We start from the raw sequence: 15,269 nt of genomic DNA on the forward strand, positions 1-15,269 counted from the left end.
TCGTTTTGCGTCGGCTTGGGTAGGGTGGCGCACATGACCGACGTGAAGACCGAATACGACAAGCTTTTCATCGGCGGCAAGTGGACCGAGCCGTCGACCTCGGAAGTCATCGAGGTGCACTGTCCGGCCACCGGTGAGTACGTCGGGAAGGTGCCGCTCGCGACGGCCGCCGACGTCGACGCGGCGGTCGCCGCGGCTCGCGCCGCCTTCGACAGCGGCCCCTGGCCGACGACACCCCCGAAGGAGCGCGCGGCCGTCATCGCCAAGGCGCTGCAGCTGCTCGAGGAGCGCAAGGACCAGTTCGCCAAGCTGCTCGCCGACGAAACGGGTCAGCCGCCGATGACCATCGAGACGATGCACTGGATGGGGTCGATGGGGGCGATGCAATTCTTCGCCGGGCCCGCCGTCGACCAGGTCAAGTGGCGGGAGATCCGCAACGGCTCCTACGGGCAGACCATCGTGCACCGCGAGCCGATCGGCGTCGTGGGCGCGATCGTCGCCTGGAACGTGCCGCTGTTCCTGGCGGTCAACAAGCTGGGCCCGGCGCTGCTGGCCGGCTGCACGGTCGTGCTCAAGCCGGCAGCCGAAACACCGCTGACCGCAAACGCTTTGGCCGAGGTGTTCGCCGACGCCGGCCTGCCCGAGGGCGTGCTGTCGGTGGTGCCCGGCGGCATCGAGACCGGCCAGGCGCTGACGTCCAACCGGGACGTCGACCTGTTCACGTTCACCGGCAGCTCGGGCGTCGGCAAGGAGATCGGCCGCCGCGCCGCCGAGATGCTCAAGCCATGCACGCTGGAGCTCGGCGGAAAATCGGCGGCCATCGTCCTCGAGGACGTCGACCTGGCCTCCGCGGTCCCGATGATGGTGTTCTCCGGGATCATGAACACCGGGCAGGCCTGCGTGGGCCAGACCCGCATCCTGGCGCCGCGCTCGCGCTACGACGAAATCGTCGACGCGGTAAGCGCTTTCGTCCAGGCGCTGCCGGTCGGGCTGCCGTCGGACCCGGGCGCCCAGATCGGTTCGCTGATCTCGGAGAAGCAGCGCGCCCGCGTCGAGGGCTACATCTCCAAGGGCATCGAGGAGGGCGCGCGGCTGGTGTGCGGCGGCGGCCGTCCGGAGGGTCTGGACAGCGGATTCTTCGTGCAGCCAACCGTTTTCGCCGACGTCGATAACAAGATGACGATCGCCCAGGAGGAAGTCTTCGGGCCGGTGCTGAGCATCATCCCCTACGACACCGAAGAGGACGCGATCAAGATCGCCAACGACTCGGAGTACGGCCTGGCCGGCAGCGTGTGGACCACCAACGTGCCGCGGGGCATCGAGATCTCCGAGAAGATCCGCACCGGAACCTACGCGATCAACTGGTACGCGTTCGATCCCTGCTGCCCGTTCGGCGGTTACAAGAACTCGGGCATCGGCCGCGAGAACGGCCCCGAGGGCGTCGAGCATTTCACGCAGCAGAAGAGCGTGCTGATGCCGATGGGTTACACGGTCGACGCCTAGCGACCACTGAACCGGGCGTCGCGGCGCTCGATGAAGGACCGCACGCCCTCGGCGGCGTCCGCGCTGGCGAACAGCTCCGCCACCGCGGGACGCAGCCGCTCGACGGCGGCCGCCTCGCCGTGTTCGCGGGCCAGGTGCGCCGACGCCAAAGTCGCCCGCGCACCCAGCGGCGCGGCGCGCTCGGCGATTGTGTGCGCGATCTCGCGCCCCCGCGCCAGCGCCGTGCCCGCGTCGTCGGCCACCTCTTGGACCAGCCCGATGCGGTGCGCCTCGGCGGCGTCGAACTCGTCGCCGGTCAACAGCCAGCGCATGGCATTGCCCCACCCGGCGTCGCGGGTGAGCCGGATCGTCGCGCCCCCGAACGGGTAGATGCCGCGCCGCACCTCCAGCTGGGTGAAGCGGGTCCCCGTCGTCGCGATCCGGATGTCGGCGGCCAGCAGCAGCTCGATGCCCAACGTCATGCACCAGCCGTGCGCGACGGCGACCATCGGCGTGGTCCAGGGGCCGTCCAGCCGCCAGGGGTCGCGCCCGTCGTCCGGAAACGCGAATTGCCCGGCCGCGATGCCGGGGCCGACGTCGACCAGATCCAGGCCGGCGGTGAAATGGTCACCGTGCGCGAACAGCAGGCCGGCGCGCAGCGAGTCGTCGGACTCGAGCAGCGCATACGCACGCGACAGGTCGGCGAGCATGGCCCGGTCGAATGCGTTGCGCTTGTGCGGCCGGTTCAGGCCGATCAGCAGGACGTGTCCGTCGCGTTCCAGCGAGACGGTGGGGAGGTTCGGCAGGGCCATCCGCCCAGTGAAACGCACTGCTAGGTATTATGCAATAGACCATAATGAGACGGGGGTCACGCCGCGGCTGTTGACCGCCCGGGGAACGCGTCTAGACCATTTCATGAGCTGTACGGCTTACTTAGGGAATAAAATTGCTTACTGGACCGATGTCTTATATGCTTCTCAGCATAATCTAGGGCCGCACTCAGGCCGGGAGAAAACAATGTGGATCATCGAACTCAACGTCGCCGGCTACCAGTTCACGCGCGCGATGCCCGACATCAAGCGGCGGCCCTTCCGGTTCAGCCCTCGTAATATGCACTGGCCGGTGCCGCGCCACTCGCACGCTGCATGACGCCCGCGATGGGAGGTACGACAGTGCCGACTAGCACCGACGCCAAGGCGGGACAGACGCCGACCAAGCGCTGCGATACGCGCAAGAAGATGCTGCTCAGCGCCGCCCAGGTGATGCGCGAACGCGGCGCCGCCGGAGTGACCATCGACGAGGTGCTGGCCCGCAGTGGCGCGCCGCGCGGCTCGGTCTACTACCACTTCCCCGAGGGGCGCAATCAGATCCTGACCGAGGCCCTGCAGTACTCGGGCGATTCCATCACCGCCATGATCGACGACGCCGCCGGCTGGGGCGCCAAGGCCCTCCTGCGCGAGTTCGTCGAGTTCTGGGAGCGCCTCCTGACCGAGGGCGGCTTCAGCGCGGGCTGCCCCGTGGTCGCCGCGGCGATCGGTTCGGACGACGCCGAACCCAAGCTCTCCGCCGATGCGGGAGCCATCCTCGGGCGGTGGTGTAACGCGTTGACGCGGGCGTTTGCCAACGACGGCTTCGACGACGCCGATGCGGCGTCGCTGGCGGTGATGTCGATCGCTGCCCTGGAAGGCGCCGTGGTGCTGTCGCGCTCGACGCGCAGCACCGATCCGCTGCGCCAGGTGGGCGAGCAGCTCGAATTCTTAATCAAAGCAAGGGAATTCGTCGTACGCAACGGAATCCCCGGCTAGCGCAGCCGCCGTCTGCCAGGCACCGGGTGCGGTGCGAGCGGGCTCGACGTTAACCCACGGACATTTGCTGGGAATTCCCGCCCGCGCCTACGTGGGTCACGTTACGATTTGCTCCTCAACCCCGGCTCGACGCCGCCTCATCGGGGGCGGCGCCGAGCCGCACTGTGCCGGAGGTGCGGAATGTCATTCGTGATGGCGCAACCCGACCTGGTGGCGTCGGCCGCCACGGATTTGGCGGGCATCAGGTCGGCGCTCGGCCAGGCCAGCTCGGCGGCGGCGGCCCACACCACGGAGGTGGTGGCTGCCGGTGCCGATGAGGTATCGGCAGCCGTCGCGGAATTCTTTGGCGCTCATGGCCAGGAGTATCAGGCGCTCAGCGCCCAGGCGACGGCGTTTCACGACCAGTTCGTCCAGGCCTTGAACGCGGGCGCGGGCGCGTATGCGAGCGCCGAGGCGGCCAACGCCGCCTCGACGGCGAACCCGTGGCAGGCGCTGCAACAAGACGTGCTGGGCGCGATCAACACTCCCACCGAACTGCTATTGGGCCGCCCGCTGATCGGCAACGGTACCGACGGCGCGCCCGGGACCGGCCAGAACGGCGGGGCCGGCGGGCTGTTGTGGGGCAACGGCGGCAACGGTGGGTCCGGCAAGCCCGCGACCGGCGGCTCCGGTCAGCTCGGTGATCTTCAGAACAGCATTGCCGGTGCCGGCGGCCAGGGCGGCCATGGCGGCCTGTTGAACGGCAACGGCGGTCACGGCGGCAACGCCGGATTCGCCACACGAGGAGCCGCCGGTGGCGACGGTGGCGCCGGCGGCATGTTCGGTGGCGACGGGGGCGCCGGTGGCAACGGCTCGGGTGGCAAGGTCGGCGGAAACGGTGGTGCCGCCGGCCTCATCGGCAACGGCGGCGCCGGCGGAACGGGCGGAACCGCCGACAATTCGATCGCCCTGGAGGCCGGGGGTGCCGGCGGCAACGGCGGCACCGGCGGCACCCTGTTCGGCCACGGCGGTCACGGTGGTGCGGGTGGGCAATCCGCGTACAGCGCCGGCGGCGCGGGCGGCGCGGGCGGTAATGCCGTCGGGCTCTACGGCAATGGCGGTGCGGGTGGGTCCGGCGGTCAAGGTTATGGCAACGGCGGTGACGGCGGCCGGGGTGGCAACGCCGGCATCACCGGCGGCGGCGGTCGGGGCGGCGACGCCGGGTTCGGCAGCAACCCGTTCACCGGGTCGGTGGGCGGCGACGGCGGCAACGCGCAGCTGATCGGCAACGGCGGAGACGGCGGCACCGGCTACTACGGCGGGATCGGCGGCGCCGGCGGCCTGCTACTGGGCGTGCCGGGGACCGACGGGCCGTAGCGCACCCGGCCGCACCGTGCGTTTCCGATGAGCGCGCTACGATCTTCTCCGTTGGCGGGGGCCTGTGCTTGGAGGTTGCGCAATGTCTTTCGTCATCGCGGTGCCCGACGTGGTCTCTGCGGCCGCCACGGATCTGGCGGGCGTCGGTTCGACGCTCAGCCAGGCGAACTCGGCGGCGGCGGCCCAGACCACTCAGCTGGTGGCGGCCGGCGCCGATGAGGTGTCGGCGGCGGTGGCCGCGTTCTTCGGCGCGCACGCCCAGGAATACCAGGCCGTCAGCGCCGGGGCGGCGACCTTCCATCAGCAATTCGTCCAGGCCCTGAACGCCGGCGCGGGCGCCTATGCCAGCGCAGAAGCAGCCAACGCTGCGGCCACGGCCAACCCGTGGCAGGTCATCCAGCAAGACCTCCTCAACGCGATCAACACGCCCACCGAGCTCCTGCTCCAGCGCCCGCTGATCGGCAACGGCACCAACGGCTTGCCGGGGACCGGCCAGAATGGCGGCGCCGGCGGCATCCTATGGGGCAACGGGGGCAACGGCGGATCGGGCGCGGCCGCCGTCGGGTCCACCAACGGCGGGACGGGCGGAAATGGCGGGGCCGCCGGGCTATTCGGCCACGGCGGCGCCGGCGGGGCCGGCGGCGTGAGCAACGTCAACGCCAGCGCCGGCAGTGGCGGCGCCGGTGGCGCCGGTGGGCTGTTGTGGGGCAACGGCGGCCCGGGCGGCGCGGGTGGCGCCTACAACGGCGCCATCGTCCGTGGCGCTGGTTCCGGGGGCGCGGGCGGCGACGCGGTCGGGTTGTTCGGCCACGGGGGAGCAGGTGGCGCCGGCGGCCTCGCGACTGCGAATGTGTTTGGCGACGGCGCCGGGTCCGGCGGTCACGGCGGGCACGGCGGCCTGTTGAACGGCAACGGCGGCGCCGGTGGCGCCGCGGGCGCCCAAGGCTCCGTGCCCGGCATCGGCGGTGACGGCGGTGCCGGCGGGCTGCTCAGCGGCAACGGCGGCGACGGCGGCGGCGGCTTCGGCGGAAGATCGGGCCACGGCGGCAATGCCGGCCTGATCGGCAACGGCGGGGCCGGCGGGGCCGGCGGGTTCGGCGCGGTCGGCGGCACCGGCGGGAACGGCGGCACGCTGTTGGGCAACGGCGGGCACGGCGGCAACGGGGGACAGTCGGACGTCAGCGACGGCGGCCCCGGCGGTGCCGGCGGCAGTGCCCTCGGGCTGTTCGGACACGGCGGGGACGGCGGGAACGGAGGCCAGAGTGCCGCCGCGGCATCCAATGGCGGTCAGGGCGGCCACGGCGGGAACGGCGCCGTGTTCGGCGGCGGCGGAAGCGGCGGCAACGGCGGGGCCAGCGTGGGCGGCAAGGCGAGTGGGGGCGACGGCGGAAACGCCCAATTCGTCGGCAACGGCGGCGCCGGCGGCAACAGCGCCGGTGCCGGGGCGAGCCTGGGACAGGGCGGCAACGGCGGGTTGCTGCTCGGGATTCCGGGCCCCAACGGGCACGCCGGGCCGTAGCCGACGCTCAGTCGCTGGCGGGCAGCGGCTTGACCTCTTTGAGCTGCAGCGCGGTCTGCCCGATGCTCAGGCTGCCGGCGCCGGGCTTGGTGACCAGCACCTCGGCGCCGGTCTCGTCGACGTAGCGCTTGCCCATCACGGTGCCGTCGGCGAACGCGGGGTCGGGCTCGCCGGAGCGCTCGCCGCCGATCGGCACCATCGGCGCGCCCCCACAGCGCAGGTCGTCGAGGCTGTCGGCGCTGCGGACCACGATGACCTGGGTGTCACAGACCTGGCTGGCGAGGCGGGTTCCGTTCTTGATCATTTTGGCGTTCCTAATGTTCGGAGATCTTCGACGATTTCGCGACGCAGGACCTTGCCCGTGGGTGTGGTCGGCAGCTCGCCGCGAAACACTACCCGGTCGGGCGTGCGCGACCCGCGCAAACTCTTGCGGACATGCTCGCGCAGCTCCTCGGGGTCGGGATCGATGCCCGCGACCGGCACCACCACGGCCACGATCGCCTGGCCCCACTGCGGGTCCTCGACGCCGACCACCGCGACGTCGTGGACGTGGGCGTGCTCGATGAGCACCTCCTCGAGCTCGGCGGGCGCGATGTTCTCCCCGCCGCGGATGATGGTGTCGTCGCTGCGCCCGCTGATAAAGAGGTAGCCGTCCTCGTCGAGCAGGGCGACGTCGCGGGTCGGAAACCAACCGTCCTCGTCGAGCACCGACCCGATCCCGGTGTAGCGCCCCGACACCTGCTCGCCGCGCACGAACAGCTCGCCGCTTTCGCCCGGCGGAAGCACCGCGCCGTCCTCGCCGCGGATCTGCAGCTCGATGCCGGGCACCGGGCGGCCCACCGAGCCCAGCCGCCGGGCGACGTGGTCGGCCGACGCCGAGTGCGCCTCGCGGTGGTCGTCGGGACCCAGCACCGCGATCGTCGAGCTCGTCTCGGTCAGCCCGTAGGCGTTGACGAAGCCCACGTGCGGCAACAGCTCCAGCGCCCGGCGCACCAGCGGCAGGCCCACCTTGGATCCGCCGTAGGCCAGGCTGCGCAGCGACGGCAGCTCGTGCCCGCCGCCCTCCAGGACGGTGACGATGCGGTCCAGCATGGTGGGCACCACCGTCGCCGTGCTCACCCGCTCGGCGTCGACCAGCCGCACCCATTCGTCGGCGTCAAAGTTGGTCAGGTAGACCATCTTTCGGCCGGCGTAGAGGTTCGACAGCGCGGCGCTGACCCCGGCGATGTGATAGGGCGGCACGCAGATCAGCGCGGCGTCGGCGGGTTCGGCCGACTCGAACTCGACGGTCCCGGTGACGTAGCTGGTCAAGTTGTTGTGCGAGAGCTCGACGGCCTTGGGCTGTGACGTGGTGCCCGACGTGAACAGGACGATCGCGACGGACTCCGGGTCGGGAAACTCTGCGGCGGGCTCGCTTTCATGCGCCGCCGCGAGGAACTCCTCGGACGACATCACCCGCTCGGATGAGTCCCCGATCATGTCGCGGTAGCGGTCGTCGACGATCACCAGCGGTTCGGGCAGCCGCGCGATCAGCGCCTGGATGCCATCGGCGGACAAGCGGTAATTCAGCGGCGTGAAGGCCAGCCCGGCGCGCGCGGCGGCGAAGATCAGCACCGGCAGCATCGCGCCGCCGGTGCCCACGTAGGCCACGTGCTTGGCGCCGGAAGCCGCGACGACACCGGCGCCGCCGTCGGCGAGATCGCTGAGCTGCTGCGTCGTCAGCCGCAGCTGTCCCGAAACAACCGCCGTGCGCTCGGGGTTGCTCGACGCGGCCATCTCCAGCAGCAGCGAAATGCTCATCCTCGGTCTTCCCGGATCCCCACGCCTTTACAAAATTTAGTCACAGTGTAACCCGTCGGACCGACCGTCAGGTGCCCGTCCAGCGCGCCGGTCGCTTCTCCGCGAACGCGATCGCGCCCTCCTTGGCGTCGTTGGACACGAACACCGGGGCCAGGATCTTGTTCTGCTCGGCCCACATCGTCTCCGGGGTCCAGCCGCGGGACTCGACGATGATCCGCTTGGTGGCGGCGACCGCGAGCGGGCCGTTGGCGGCGATCTTCTCGGCCAGCTCGATGGCCGCGTCCAGCGCCTTGCCCGGTTCGGCCAGCACGTTGACCATCCCCAGCTCGTGGGCGCGCTCGGCGGACAGGCTGTCGCCGGTCAGCGCCAGCTGCATCGCGATGGCGGACGGGATGCGCTCGGGCAGCCGCAGCAGCCCGCCGCCGCCGGCGACCAGACCCCGCTTGACCTCCGGGATGCCGAACGCGGAGTCCCGCGCGGCCACGATCAGGTCGGTGGCCAATGCCAGCTCGGTGCCCCCGGCCAGCGCGAAACCTTCCACCGCGGCGATGAGCGGCTTGACCGGCGGCCGCTCGGTGAAGCCCATGCCGCGGCCCTCGACGATGGGCACCTCGCCGCGGGCGAACGCCTTGAGGTCCATGCCCGCGCAGAACGAGCCGCCGGCGCCGGTCACGATTCCGACCGACAGGCCGGTGTCGCCGTCGAGCCGGTCGACGGCGTCGGCCAGGGCCCGGGCGACCGCGGCGTTGACCGCGTTCTTGGCCTTCGGCCGGTTGATGGTGATGATCAGGATCCGATCCCGCTGTTCGACCAGGACTTCGGGTTCCTCGGTGCTGGCCTCTTCGCTCCCAGTGCTCACGGTGCCGCACAGCTCCTTCGGGTATGGGGTGGCTGCCTATCCGACCGATGGTAACGGTCGACGGAAATGGCATTGGCACCAGTCGAGAGTCCCGTTTCCAGAGCCGGCCCTCAGGCCGGCGCCATCGCCGCCTCGACGACCGTCAGCTCTTCGGAAAGCCCTGCGGCCCTGCGTATCTCGATGAAGTCGGCGACCATGGCCTCGGTCACCTCGTGCGGGTCCTTCAGCGTGGCCCCATCGGACAGCACCGAGATGTTGATCTGGTCGACATAGCTCCACACGGTGATGTTCAGGCCGCTGCCGGCGGTTAGCGGTCCGACCGAATAGATCTCGGTGACCAGCGCCCCGCCGACCCGGCCGCGCTCGCGCGGCCCGGGAACGTTCGAGATGTTCAGGTTGAGGATTTTGTTGTTGCCGTCGCGGCCGGACGCCCAGCGAAAGAACGCCTGGGTGGGAGCGGGCGGCATGTAGGCCGCCCACCTGCTGACCAGCTCCGGTCCCATCAGCTGGTTGCTTTCCTTGGCGGCGATGGCGTTCTCGTGGCTGCACTGCACCCGCTCCAGCGGGTCGTCGGAGTCGGTCGGCAACCCCACCAGCACGCCGGTGAAGCGATTGCCGGAGATCCGTTCGGGCGAGAAGTCGAAACTCATCGGCACCGACGCCAGCAGGGGCTCGGCCTTGCCGTCGTACCGCAGGAGCAGCGTGCGCAGCGCGCCGCTCGCCATGGCGAGCACCATGTCGTTGATCGTCGCGCCCAGCCGCTTGCCGGTTTCCTTGACGTCGGCCAGCGCCAGCGTGGCGGTGGCGAATCGGCGCTCCGCGGTGATCTTGTGGTTCATGAAGGTGGGCGGCGGCTCGAACGGCCGGGTCAGCTCCGGGGACAGCTTGCGCGAGCTGCGGCGGACGCGGCCCAAGCCCTGCGCCGTATAGCGGATCGTCGCGGGGATGCGCCCGACGTGGCGCAGGTGATCCGCGAACGCCGAAGCCATCAGCTGCCGCGCGCTGGGGGCGGGGTCGCACTGATAGGGCCCGTCCGCCGGCCCCGGCTGCAGGTCCATCCCCCGGGCCATCAGGTTCGCCGACGCCACCCCGTCCGCGAGCGCGTGGTGGATCTTGCCGACCACCGCGATGCGGTGATTGGCGAGCCCTTCGATGAAGTACATCTCCCATAGGGGGCGTTCGCGGTCCAGCGGGGTGCTGGCGATCCGCCCGATCGCCTCGTCCAGTTCCCGGCGGCCGCCCGGCGCGGGGAGCCGCCACGGCCGGATGTGGTACTCGAGGTCGACCTCGCAGTGCTCCCGCCACATCGGGTGGTGGAATTGGTAAGGGATCTCGACGAGCTGGTAGCAGAACGGCTCGAGCTTGTTCAGCCGGCCGCCGATCACCTGGCGGAAGGCGTCGATGTCGAAGTCACGCCGATCCGGCGCCAGCTCGATCACGGCGGCTTTGATCGTGTGCATGTGGACGTTCGGCGTCTCGCTGTACAGCAGTACCGCGTCCCAGCCGCTGAGCCTTTTCACCGCTGCCCCTTACCCATAGGGGGACATTACCCAGCGGCGGGAGCTCAGATAACCTCTTTCGCGGCGATCTGCGATTTGGTGCGGTAGACCTGGTTGAGGAAAAGCGACGCGGCGTGCGCTGCCGCACCCGCGCGCTGCGCGTCGACGAGGTCGTACCCGTGCCCCGCGCCCGGCAGCTCCAGGTAGCCCACCAGTGAGTGCGAGGCGGCGCGCAGCCGCTCGACGAAGCTGCGGGCCTGCTCGACCGGGATCACGCTGTCCTTGCTGCCGTGAATCACCAAGAACGGCGGGGCATTTCGATGCACGCGCGCGATCGGTGACGCGTCACGGAACACCTCGGGGTGCCGCGTGATCGACTTCCTGACCACCACCCGCTCCAAAAAATCGACGAACCGGTCGCGCTCGGGGGTGGAGCGATCCTCCCAGTCGTAGCGGCCGTAGATGCCGACCACGGCGTCCACCGAACTGTCGGCGCCCTCGGGCAACTCGGCCCGGTGCGCGGGGTCGTCGGGAGTCAGCCCGGCCAGCGCGGACAGGTGACCGCCCGCCGAACAACCTGCCACCGCAACGAAATTGCGGTCGCCGCCGAACTTGTCGACGTTGGCGCGCGCCCAGGCGATGGCGGTCTTGACGTCGGTGATGTGGCGGGGCCAGCGGTGGTGGGGCGCCACACGGTAGTCGATCGCGAGGCACACCCAGCCCTGCTCGGCCAGCCGCGACATCAGCGCGGACCCCTGCCCCATGCACCTGCCGTGCACCCAGGCGCCGCCGGGAACGAAGATCAGGACGGGCGCCGGTTGCGCGGGCAGGTCCTTGCGGCGCCAGACGTCGAGCACCTGCGCCGGGCTGTTCCCGTAGTGGACCGCCCGTCGGTACAGGTAGCGGCGCTGGCGCATCGCGTCCCAGATCGGTGGCGTGCGCTCCGCGGTGGGCCATTCGGCGTCGAGGTCCGCGGCCGACACGACACCGCGCAGCGCGGCGAGGGAAACCTCCTGGGTGCTCTCCCTGTCCCGGCGGCGATCGTCGCCGGTGCCGGGCTTCAGCAAGTTTGTCGTCATCGTGGACAGGGCTTGCGGTGCGTGCCGCGCGCCCCACACACTCATGGCGGTCAGGGCGCCCAGCGGTTCCAGCCGTTTGCCGACGACCGGCAGCGAAGCGCCGGCCTCGCTCAAGGCCAGCATGTAGTCGGCGGGGCCGGCCCGCAGCAACCACTTCACGCAGGGTGTCATGCGGGATGCCCTCGCAGTCATGTACGGACTGTACCCCCGCGCGCACGGCTGAAACTGACGTTTGCGTTAGCGGGTGCCTACCCGGCGGCCGCGGGGTTTGCTATGCGCGGCGTTTACCGTCTAATACGCGATTTTCTCAATTTGCCGGCCGCGCGCCGGCGGGCCCCGGCGAGCCGCGCGGCGTAGCAGAGCGCGCTCACCGCGAACATCACCGACGCGAGCAGCAGCCACCTGCCCAGAAACGGCTGCTGGGTCTGCCCGGTGGCCGCCTGGTAGGTGGTGGCGCCCTGCTGGATGATGCCCGGCAGGAAGATCAGCAGCGTCAGCCCCGCGCCCAGGGCGGGAACCCGAATGTAGTTGCGGGCGACCACTTTTGGCTGCACCGACCGGGCGATGCGCCACGACAGCAGCCTGTCGGCCAGCGCGTAGAGCGGAAACAGCAGCAGGTCGTGGGCGATCACCGCGGCCGCCAGCCAGACGACGATGGACTGCCACCAGGTGCCGGAGTTCCACAGCGTCGCCGGTCTGAAGGTGGCCAGAACGTAGCCCACCAGCGCGAAGCCGGAAAGCATGGTCAGCAGGTGCAGCGGGCGGGCCCCGTAGAAAGCCGCGAAACGCGTTGGTAATCCAGGCATGTCAGCTCGGCTCGAAATCGATGGAGGTCACCCATTTGGTGTTGTGCACGCCGGGCAGCGCGGGAACGATGATCCGGGCCGGGTAGCCGTGATCCAGCGACAGTTCTTCGCCGTTGACCCCCAGCGCCAGCAGGGCGTCCGGATCCCCAATCTGGTTGGCCTGCAACGTCGCCGCGCCGAACGCGCCGCCGCGCTGCAACGAGGCCACGCGGGCCGTGCGGGGCGCGGGCACCCCGGCCAGCCGGGCCAGCTCGGCCAGCCGGACCCCGCTCCAGGTCTGCACGGTCGACCACCCCTCGACGCACGCGATCGGCAGTCGCGCCCGGTGTTGCGGCATGCCGGCCAGCGCGGCGCGGTCCAGCACCACCTCGGTCGGTCCCCCCCGCAGGACCAACCGCCAACTCGCGCCGACGCTTTCGCGCGCGATCCCCGCGGCGACGGCCGTCTTGTTCACCGGGAAGTCGCCGCCCCCGCGCCCGCGCGGCAGCAGCAGGGCGGCGCCGCGGGACACACCGCCGAGCGTCTGTCCCGCGGTGAGCACGCCCACGAGCAGCGCGCCGGAGCCGACCAGCGCCAGGGCACCGCGCCGGCTCATCGTCGGTTCGGCCGGGTCGGCCGCAACCAGCCCGTCGGGGTCGGGCGGTTCAGGGCGGGTGTCACTTCGATTGGTGCGCAACACTTCTCGCAGTGGCATCGACCGCAGCCCGGTGACCATGCGCGGAATCTTGAGTGCGATGTGCATCAGGAATCCGGCGATCATGACCCACGCCCCGAAATAGTGCGCGTCATAGAAGCTGAACCCGAAGATGTAGTCGTACTGGATGTTCAGCACCCCGGTGACGATTTCGAACAGCACGCCGCCGACCAGCATCAACAACGACAATCGCTCCAGCAACTGGGCGATGGAGCGGGCCGGCGGCCACACGAACAGCTTCGGGATCACCGACCACAGCTTGGCCAGCACGACCGGGATGATCACCAGCCCCAGCCCCACGTGCAGGCCCTGGGTCAGCCGGTACAACCACGACGGGCGGGTCGGCCAGGCGAACGCCGGCAGGCGCAGCCACCCGACGTCGGCGGGGATGGCCTGTCCCAACTGCGGCCCGTAGGCGATGTAGGACAGCAGCCCGGTGAGGATCACGATCGGCAGCGCAACCAGCAGCACCAGCCCGAACACCGACGTCAGCCATGGGCCGCGCAGGGGGCTCCGGAAACGGTTCAGCCGCCGCGTGCCCGGCGGGGGATGCCCCTCGAGCGCGCGCCACAGCTTGGCGGGAAACCCGTAGTCGCTCACAGGGCGGTCAGACCCGCGACGACCCGACTGCCGATGAGCCGGACGCTGGTCAGCGTCAGACCCACCTGCGCGGCCAGCGTGGCGGCGCTGTCCACGCCGACCGATGCCCAGCGGAACCAGGGACCCACGTCACCGGCCGTTTCGAGGCGCACCCAGCGCGGACGGATGCCGATCGCCTCGGTCTCGAACTCGACGACACAACGCCCGCCGCGGCCCAGCAGCTCGGCGGCGCGGGCCAGGATCCGGCGCGGGTCGCCACCGAGGCCGACATTGCCGTCGACCAGCAAGACCGTCTGCCAGCAGCCCATTCCGGGCAGCGGCTCGAACACGTCGCCCAATATCGCCGGTGCGCCGCCGCGGCCGGCCAACCGGATCGCCGTCGCCGACCGATCGATGCCCAGCGCGGGTACGCCGCGGCGGATCAGCTTGGCGACCAATCGTCCCGGCCCACAGCCCAACTCGATCGTCGGGCCGGTGCACATCCGCGTGACGGCTTCGTCGAACGCGTCGTCGGAAGCGTCGCGCGACGCGCTGTCGGGACATCGATCGCCCAGCCAGCGATGCGCCGGCAGGGGGCGGACCTCGCCGTCCTCGTGCCGGACCCAACACTTCTCGCCACCGAGCGCCCGATCGTAGAGATGCCCCAGCATGTCACGCCTCTCGCATCGTGCACGGCCGGGCGGCCCGGACGCGCCCCTGCCCCGGTGGGGGGTCGTTACGCGAACCCGCATCGCCGGCACGCGGATAGACACGTGTTGCGCCGGCGTTTCGATCAACCCGATTCCTACCCCGATCTCCGATCGGCTAACCCAGCGGTTCACGGCAGTGATTCGGTGCCGCGGTGGGCCCGGATGGATACTGAACCGATGTCGAACGACGACGTTCACCCCGACCTGCGCAGGATCGCCCGCCTCGCCCCCCGGCACATCATCGGTCCCCGCAGCCTGCCGATCGTGCGGTCCCTGAGCGCCGTGACGGGACGCCGGCGCAAACCCGCCCCAGCCGATGTCGAGGTGATCACCCTCGGCTCCGGAGCCGGCGTCCGGCTCTTCCGGCCCGCCGGCGTGACCCAACCGGGACCGGCGCTGCTGTGGATCCACGGCGGCGGCTACGTGATCGGGAGGGCCCAACAGGACGACCGGCTGTGCCGCCGGTTCAGCTCGAGGCTGGGCATGACCGTCGCGTCGGTGGAATACCGCCTGGCGCCCGAACATCCTTACCCCGCGCCGCTGGAGGACTGCTATTCGGCCTTGATCTGGCTGGCCGACCTGCCGGCGGTGGACCGCGACCGGGTGGCGATCGCCGGCGCCAGCGCCGGCGGCGGGCTCGCGGCGGCGCTGGCGCTGTTGGCGCGGGACCGCGGGGAGGTGCGGCCCGTGTTCCAGGTGCTGGCGTACCCGATGCTGGACGACCGGAGTTCGGCCGCCGCCGCCAGCCCGAACCACCGGCTGTGGAGCACCCGCAGCAACCACTTCGGCTGGACGGCCTATCTGGGCGACGCCGACCCGCAGGTTGCGGTGCCGGCGCGCCGCGACGACCTGGCCGGGTTGCCACCGGCGTGGATCGGCGTCGGCACCCACGACCTGTTCCACGACGAGGACCTGGCCTACGCCCAGCGCCTGGTCGACGCGGGAGTGCCGTGCCACGTCGAGGTGGTACCGGGCGCCTTCCACGGCTTCGACGCGGTGGCCGCGAAGGCCCCGGTGTCGAGGCGGTTCTTCGAGAGCCAGTGCGACAGTCTGCGGGCCGCGATCGAGCCGGTCTCCTGAG

Annotated in this window: 15 protein-coding genes; 6 read left to right on the forward strand and 9 right to left on the reverse strand. The window is 70.7% G+C overall.

The window, feature by feature from the left end; all coding sequences use genetic code 11:
- Positions 1-33 precede the first annotated feature (33 nt).
- Entirely contained in the window at positions 34-1,503 is a 1,470-nt protein-coding gene (locus MTAB308_RS14465; protein WP_077100017.1) for an aldehyde dehydrogenase, read from the forward strand.
- Here MTAB308_RS14465 and MTAB308_RS14470 read toward each other — a convergent pair.
- The gene (locus tag MTAB308_RS14470) at positions 1,500-2,294 is read right to left on the reverse strand and encodes a crotonase/enoyl-CoA hydratase family protein (protein WP_077100018.1); all 795 of its coding nucleotides are present in this window, start codon (positions 2,292-2,294) and stop codon (positions 1,500-1,502) included. The two genes, MTAB308_RS14465 and MTAB308_RS14470, sit on opposite strands and share 4 nt — an antisense overlap.
- A 205-nt stretch (positions 2,295-2,499) precedes the next feature.
- Between MTAB308_RS14470 and MTAB308_RS30295 the strand changes: the two genes are divergently transcribed.
- From MTAB308_RS30295 to MTAB308_RS14485, 4 genes are all read left to right on the forward strand, one after another.
- Positions 2,500-2,631 (forward strand): hypothetical protein, encoded by a 132-nt coding sequence (locus MTAB308_RS30295; RefSeq protein WP_281253104.1) that lies wholly within the window; start codon positions 2,500-2,502, stop codon positions 2,629-2,631.
- A gap of 8 nt (positions 2,632-2,639) precedes the next feature.
- Positions 2,640-3,287 (forward strand): TetR/AcrR family transcriptional regulator, encoded by a 648-nt coding sequence (locus MTAB308_RS14475; RefSeq protein ID WP_483869901.1) that lies wholly within the window; start codon positions 2,640-2,642, stop codon positions 3,285-3,287.
- 180 nt (positions 3,288-3,467) lie between these two features.
- The gene (locus MTAB308_RS14480; protein ID WP_077100019.1) at positions 3,468-4,643 is read left to right on the forward strand and encodes a PE family protein; all 1,176 of its coding nucleotides are present in this window, start codon (positions 3,468-3,470) and stop codon (positions 4,641-4,643) included.
- An 82-nt stretch (positions 4,644-4,725) separates the two neighbouring features.
- A complete protein-coding gene (locus tag MTAB308_RS14485) occupies positions 4,726-6,162 on the forward strand; it encodes a PE family protein (RefSeq protein ID WP_077100020.1) in 1,437 nt (478 codons plus the stop codon).
- Positions 6,163-6,169: 7 nt separating this feature from the next.
- Here the strand turns inward: MTAB308_RS14485 and MTAB308_RS14490 are convergent, their stop codons facing one another.
- From MTAB308_RS14490 to MTAB308_RS14525, 8 genes are all read right to left on the reverse strand, one after another.
- Positions 6,170-6,466 carry a hypothetical protein gene (locus MTAB308_RS14490; protein ID WP_077100021.1) on the reverse strand — a complete coding sequence of 99 codons (297 nt, stop codon included), beginning with the start codon at positions 6,464-6,466 and terminating at the stop codon, positions 6,170-6,172.
- Positions 6,463-7,962: a class I adenylate-forming enzyme family protein gene (locus MTAB308_RS14495; RefSeq protein ID WP_077100022.1), complete on the reverse strand. Its 1,500-nt coding sequence runs from the start codon at positions 7,960-7,962 to the stop codon at positions 6,463-6,465. Before MTAB308_RS14495 ends, MTAB308_RS14490 begins: the two co-directional genes overlap by 4 nt.
- 67 nt (positions 7,963-8,029) lie before the next feature.
- Positions 8,030-8,821, reverse strand: a complete 792-nt coding sequence (locus MTAB308_RS14500) for a crotonase/enoyl-CoA hydratase family protein (protein ID WP_077100023.1) — start codon at positions 8,819-8,821, stop codon at positions 8,030-8,032.
- A gap of 110 nt (positions 8,822-8,931) precedes the next feature.
- Positions 8,932-10,341 (reverse strand): WS/DGAT/MGAT family O-acyltransferase, encoded by a 1,410-nt coding sequence (locus MTAB308_RS14505; protein WP_077100024.1) that lies wholly within the window; start codon positions 10,339-10,341, stop codon positions 8,932-8,934.
- 44 nt (positions 10,342-10,385) lie between these two features.
- Positions 10,386-11,591, reverse strand: coding sequence for an alpha/beta hydrolase fold domain-containing protein (locus tag MTAB308_RS14510; protein WP_077100025.1), 1,206 nt, complete (start codon positions 11,589-11,591; stop codon positions 10,386-10,388).
- 92 nt (positions 11,592-11,683) lie between these two features.
- A complete protein-coding gene (locus MTAB308_RS14515; RefSeq protein ID WP_077100026.1) occupies positions 11,684-12,205 on the reverse strand; it encodes a hypothetical protein in 522 nt (173 codons plus the stop codon).
- A 1-nt stretch (position 12,206) separates the two neighbouring features.
- Positions 12,207-13,499, reverse strand: coding sequence for a molybdopterin-dependent oxidoreductase (locus tag MTAB308_RS14520; RefSeq protein WP_077100027.1), 1,293 nt, complete (start codon positions 13,497-13,499; stop codon positions 12,207-12,209).
- Positions 13,496-14,149: a class I SAM-dependent methyltransferase gene (locus MTAB308_RS14525; RefSeq protein WP_077100028.1), complete on the reverse strand. Its 654-nt coding sequence runs from the start codon at positions 14,147-14,149 to the stop codon at positions 13,496-13,498. Before MTAB308_RS14525 ends, MTAB308_RS14520 begins: the two co-directional genes overlap by 4 nt.
- A gap of 216 nt (positions 14,150-14,365) precedes the next feature.
- On the opposite strand from MTAB308_RS14525, the gene MTAB308_RS14530 reads away from it, so the two are divergent.
- Positions 14,366-15,268 (forward strand): alpha/beta hydrolase, encoded by a 903-nt coding sequence (locus tag MTAB308_RS14530; protein ID WP_077100029.1) that lies wholly within the window; start codon positions 14,366-14,368, stop codon positions 15,266-15,268.
- Position 15,269 lies beyond the last annotated feature (1 nt).

The organism is Mycobacterium terramassiliense, assembly GCF_900157385.1.
Taxonomy (GTDB): domain Bacteria; phylum Actinomycetota; class Actinomycetes; order Mycobacteriales; family Mycobacteriaceae; genus Mycobacterium; species Mycobacterium terramassiliense.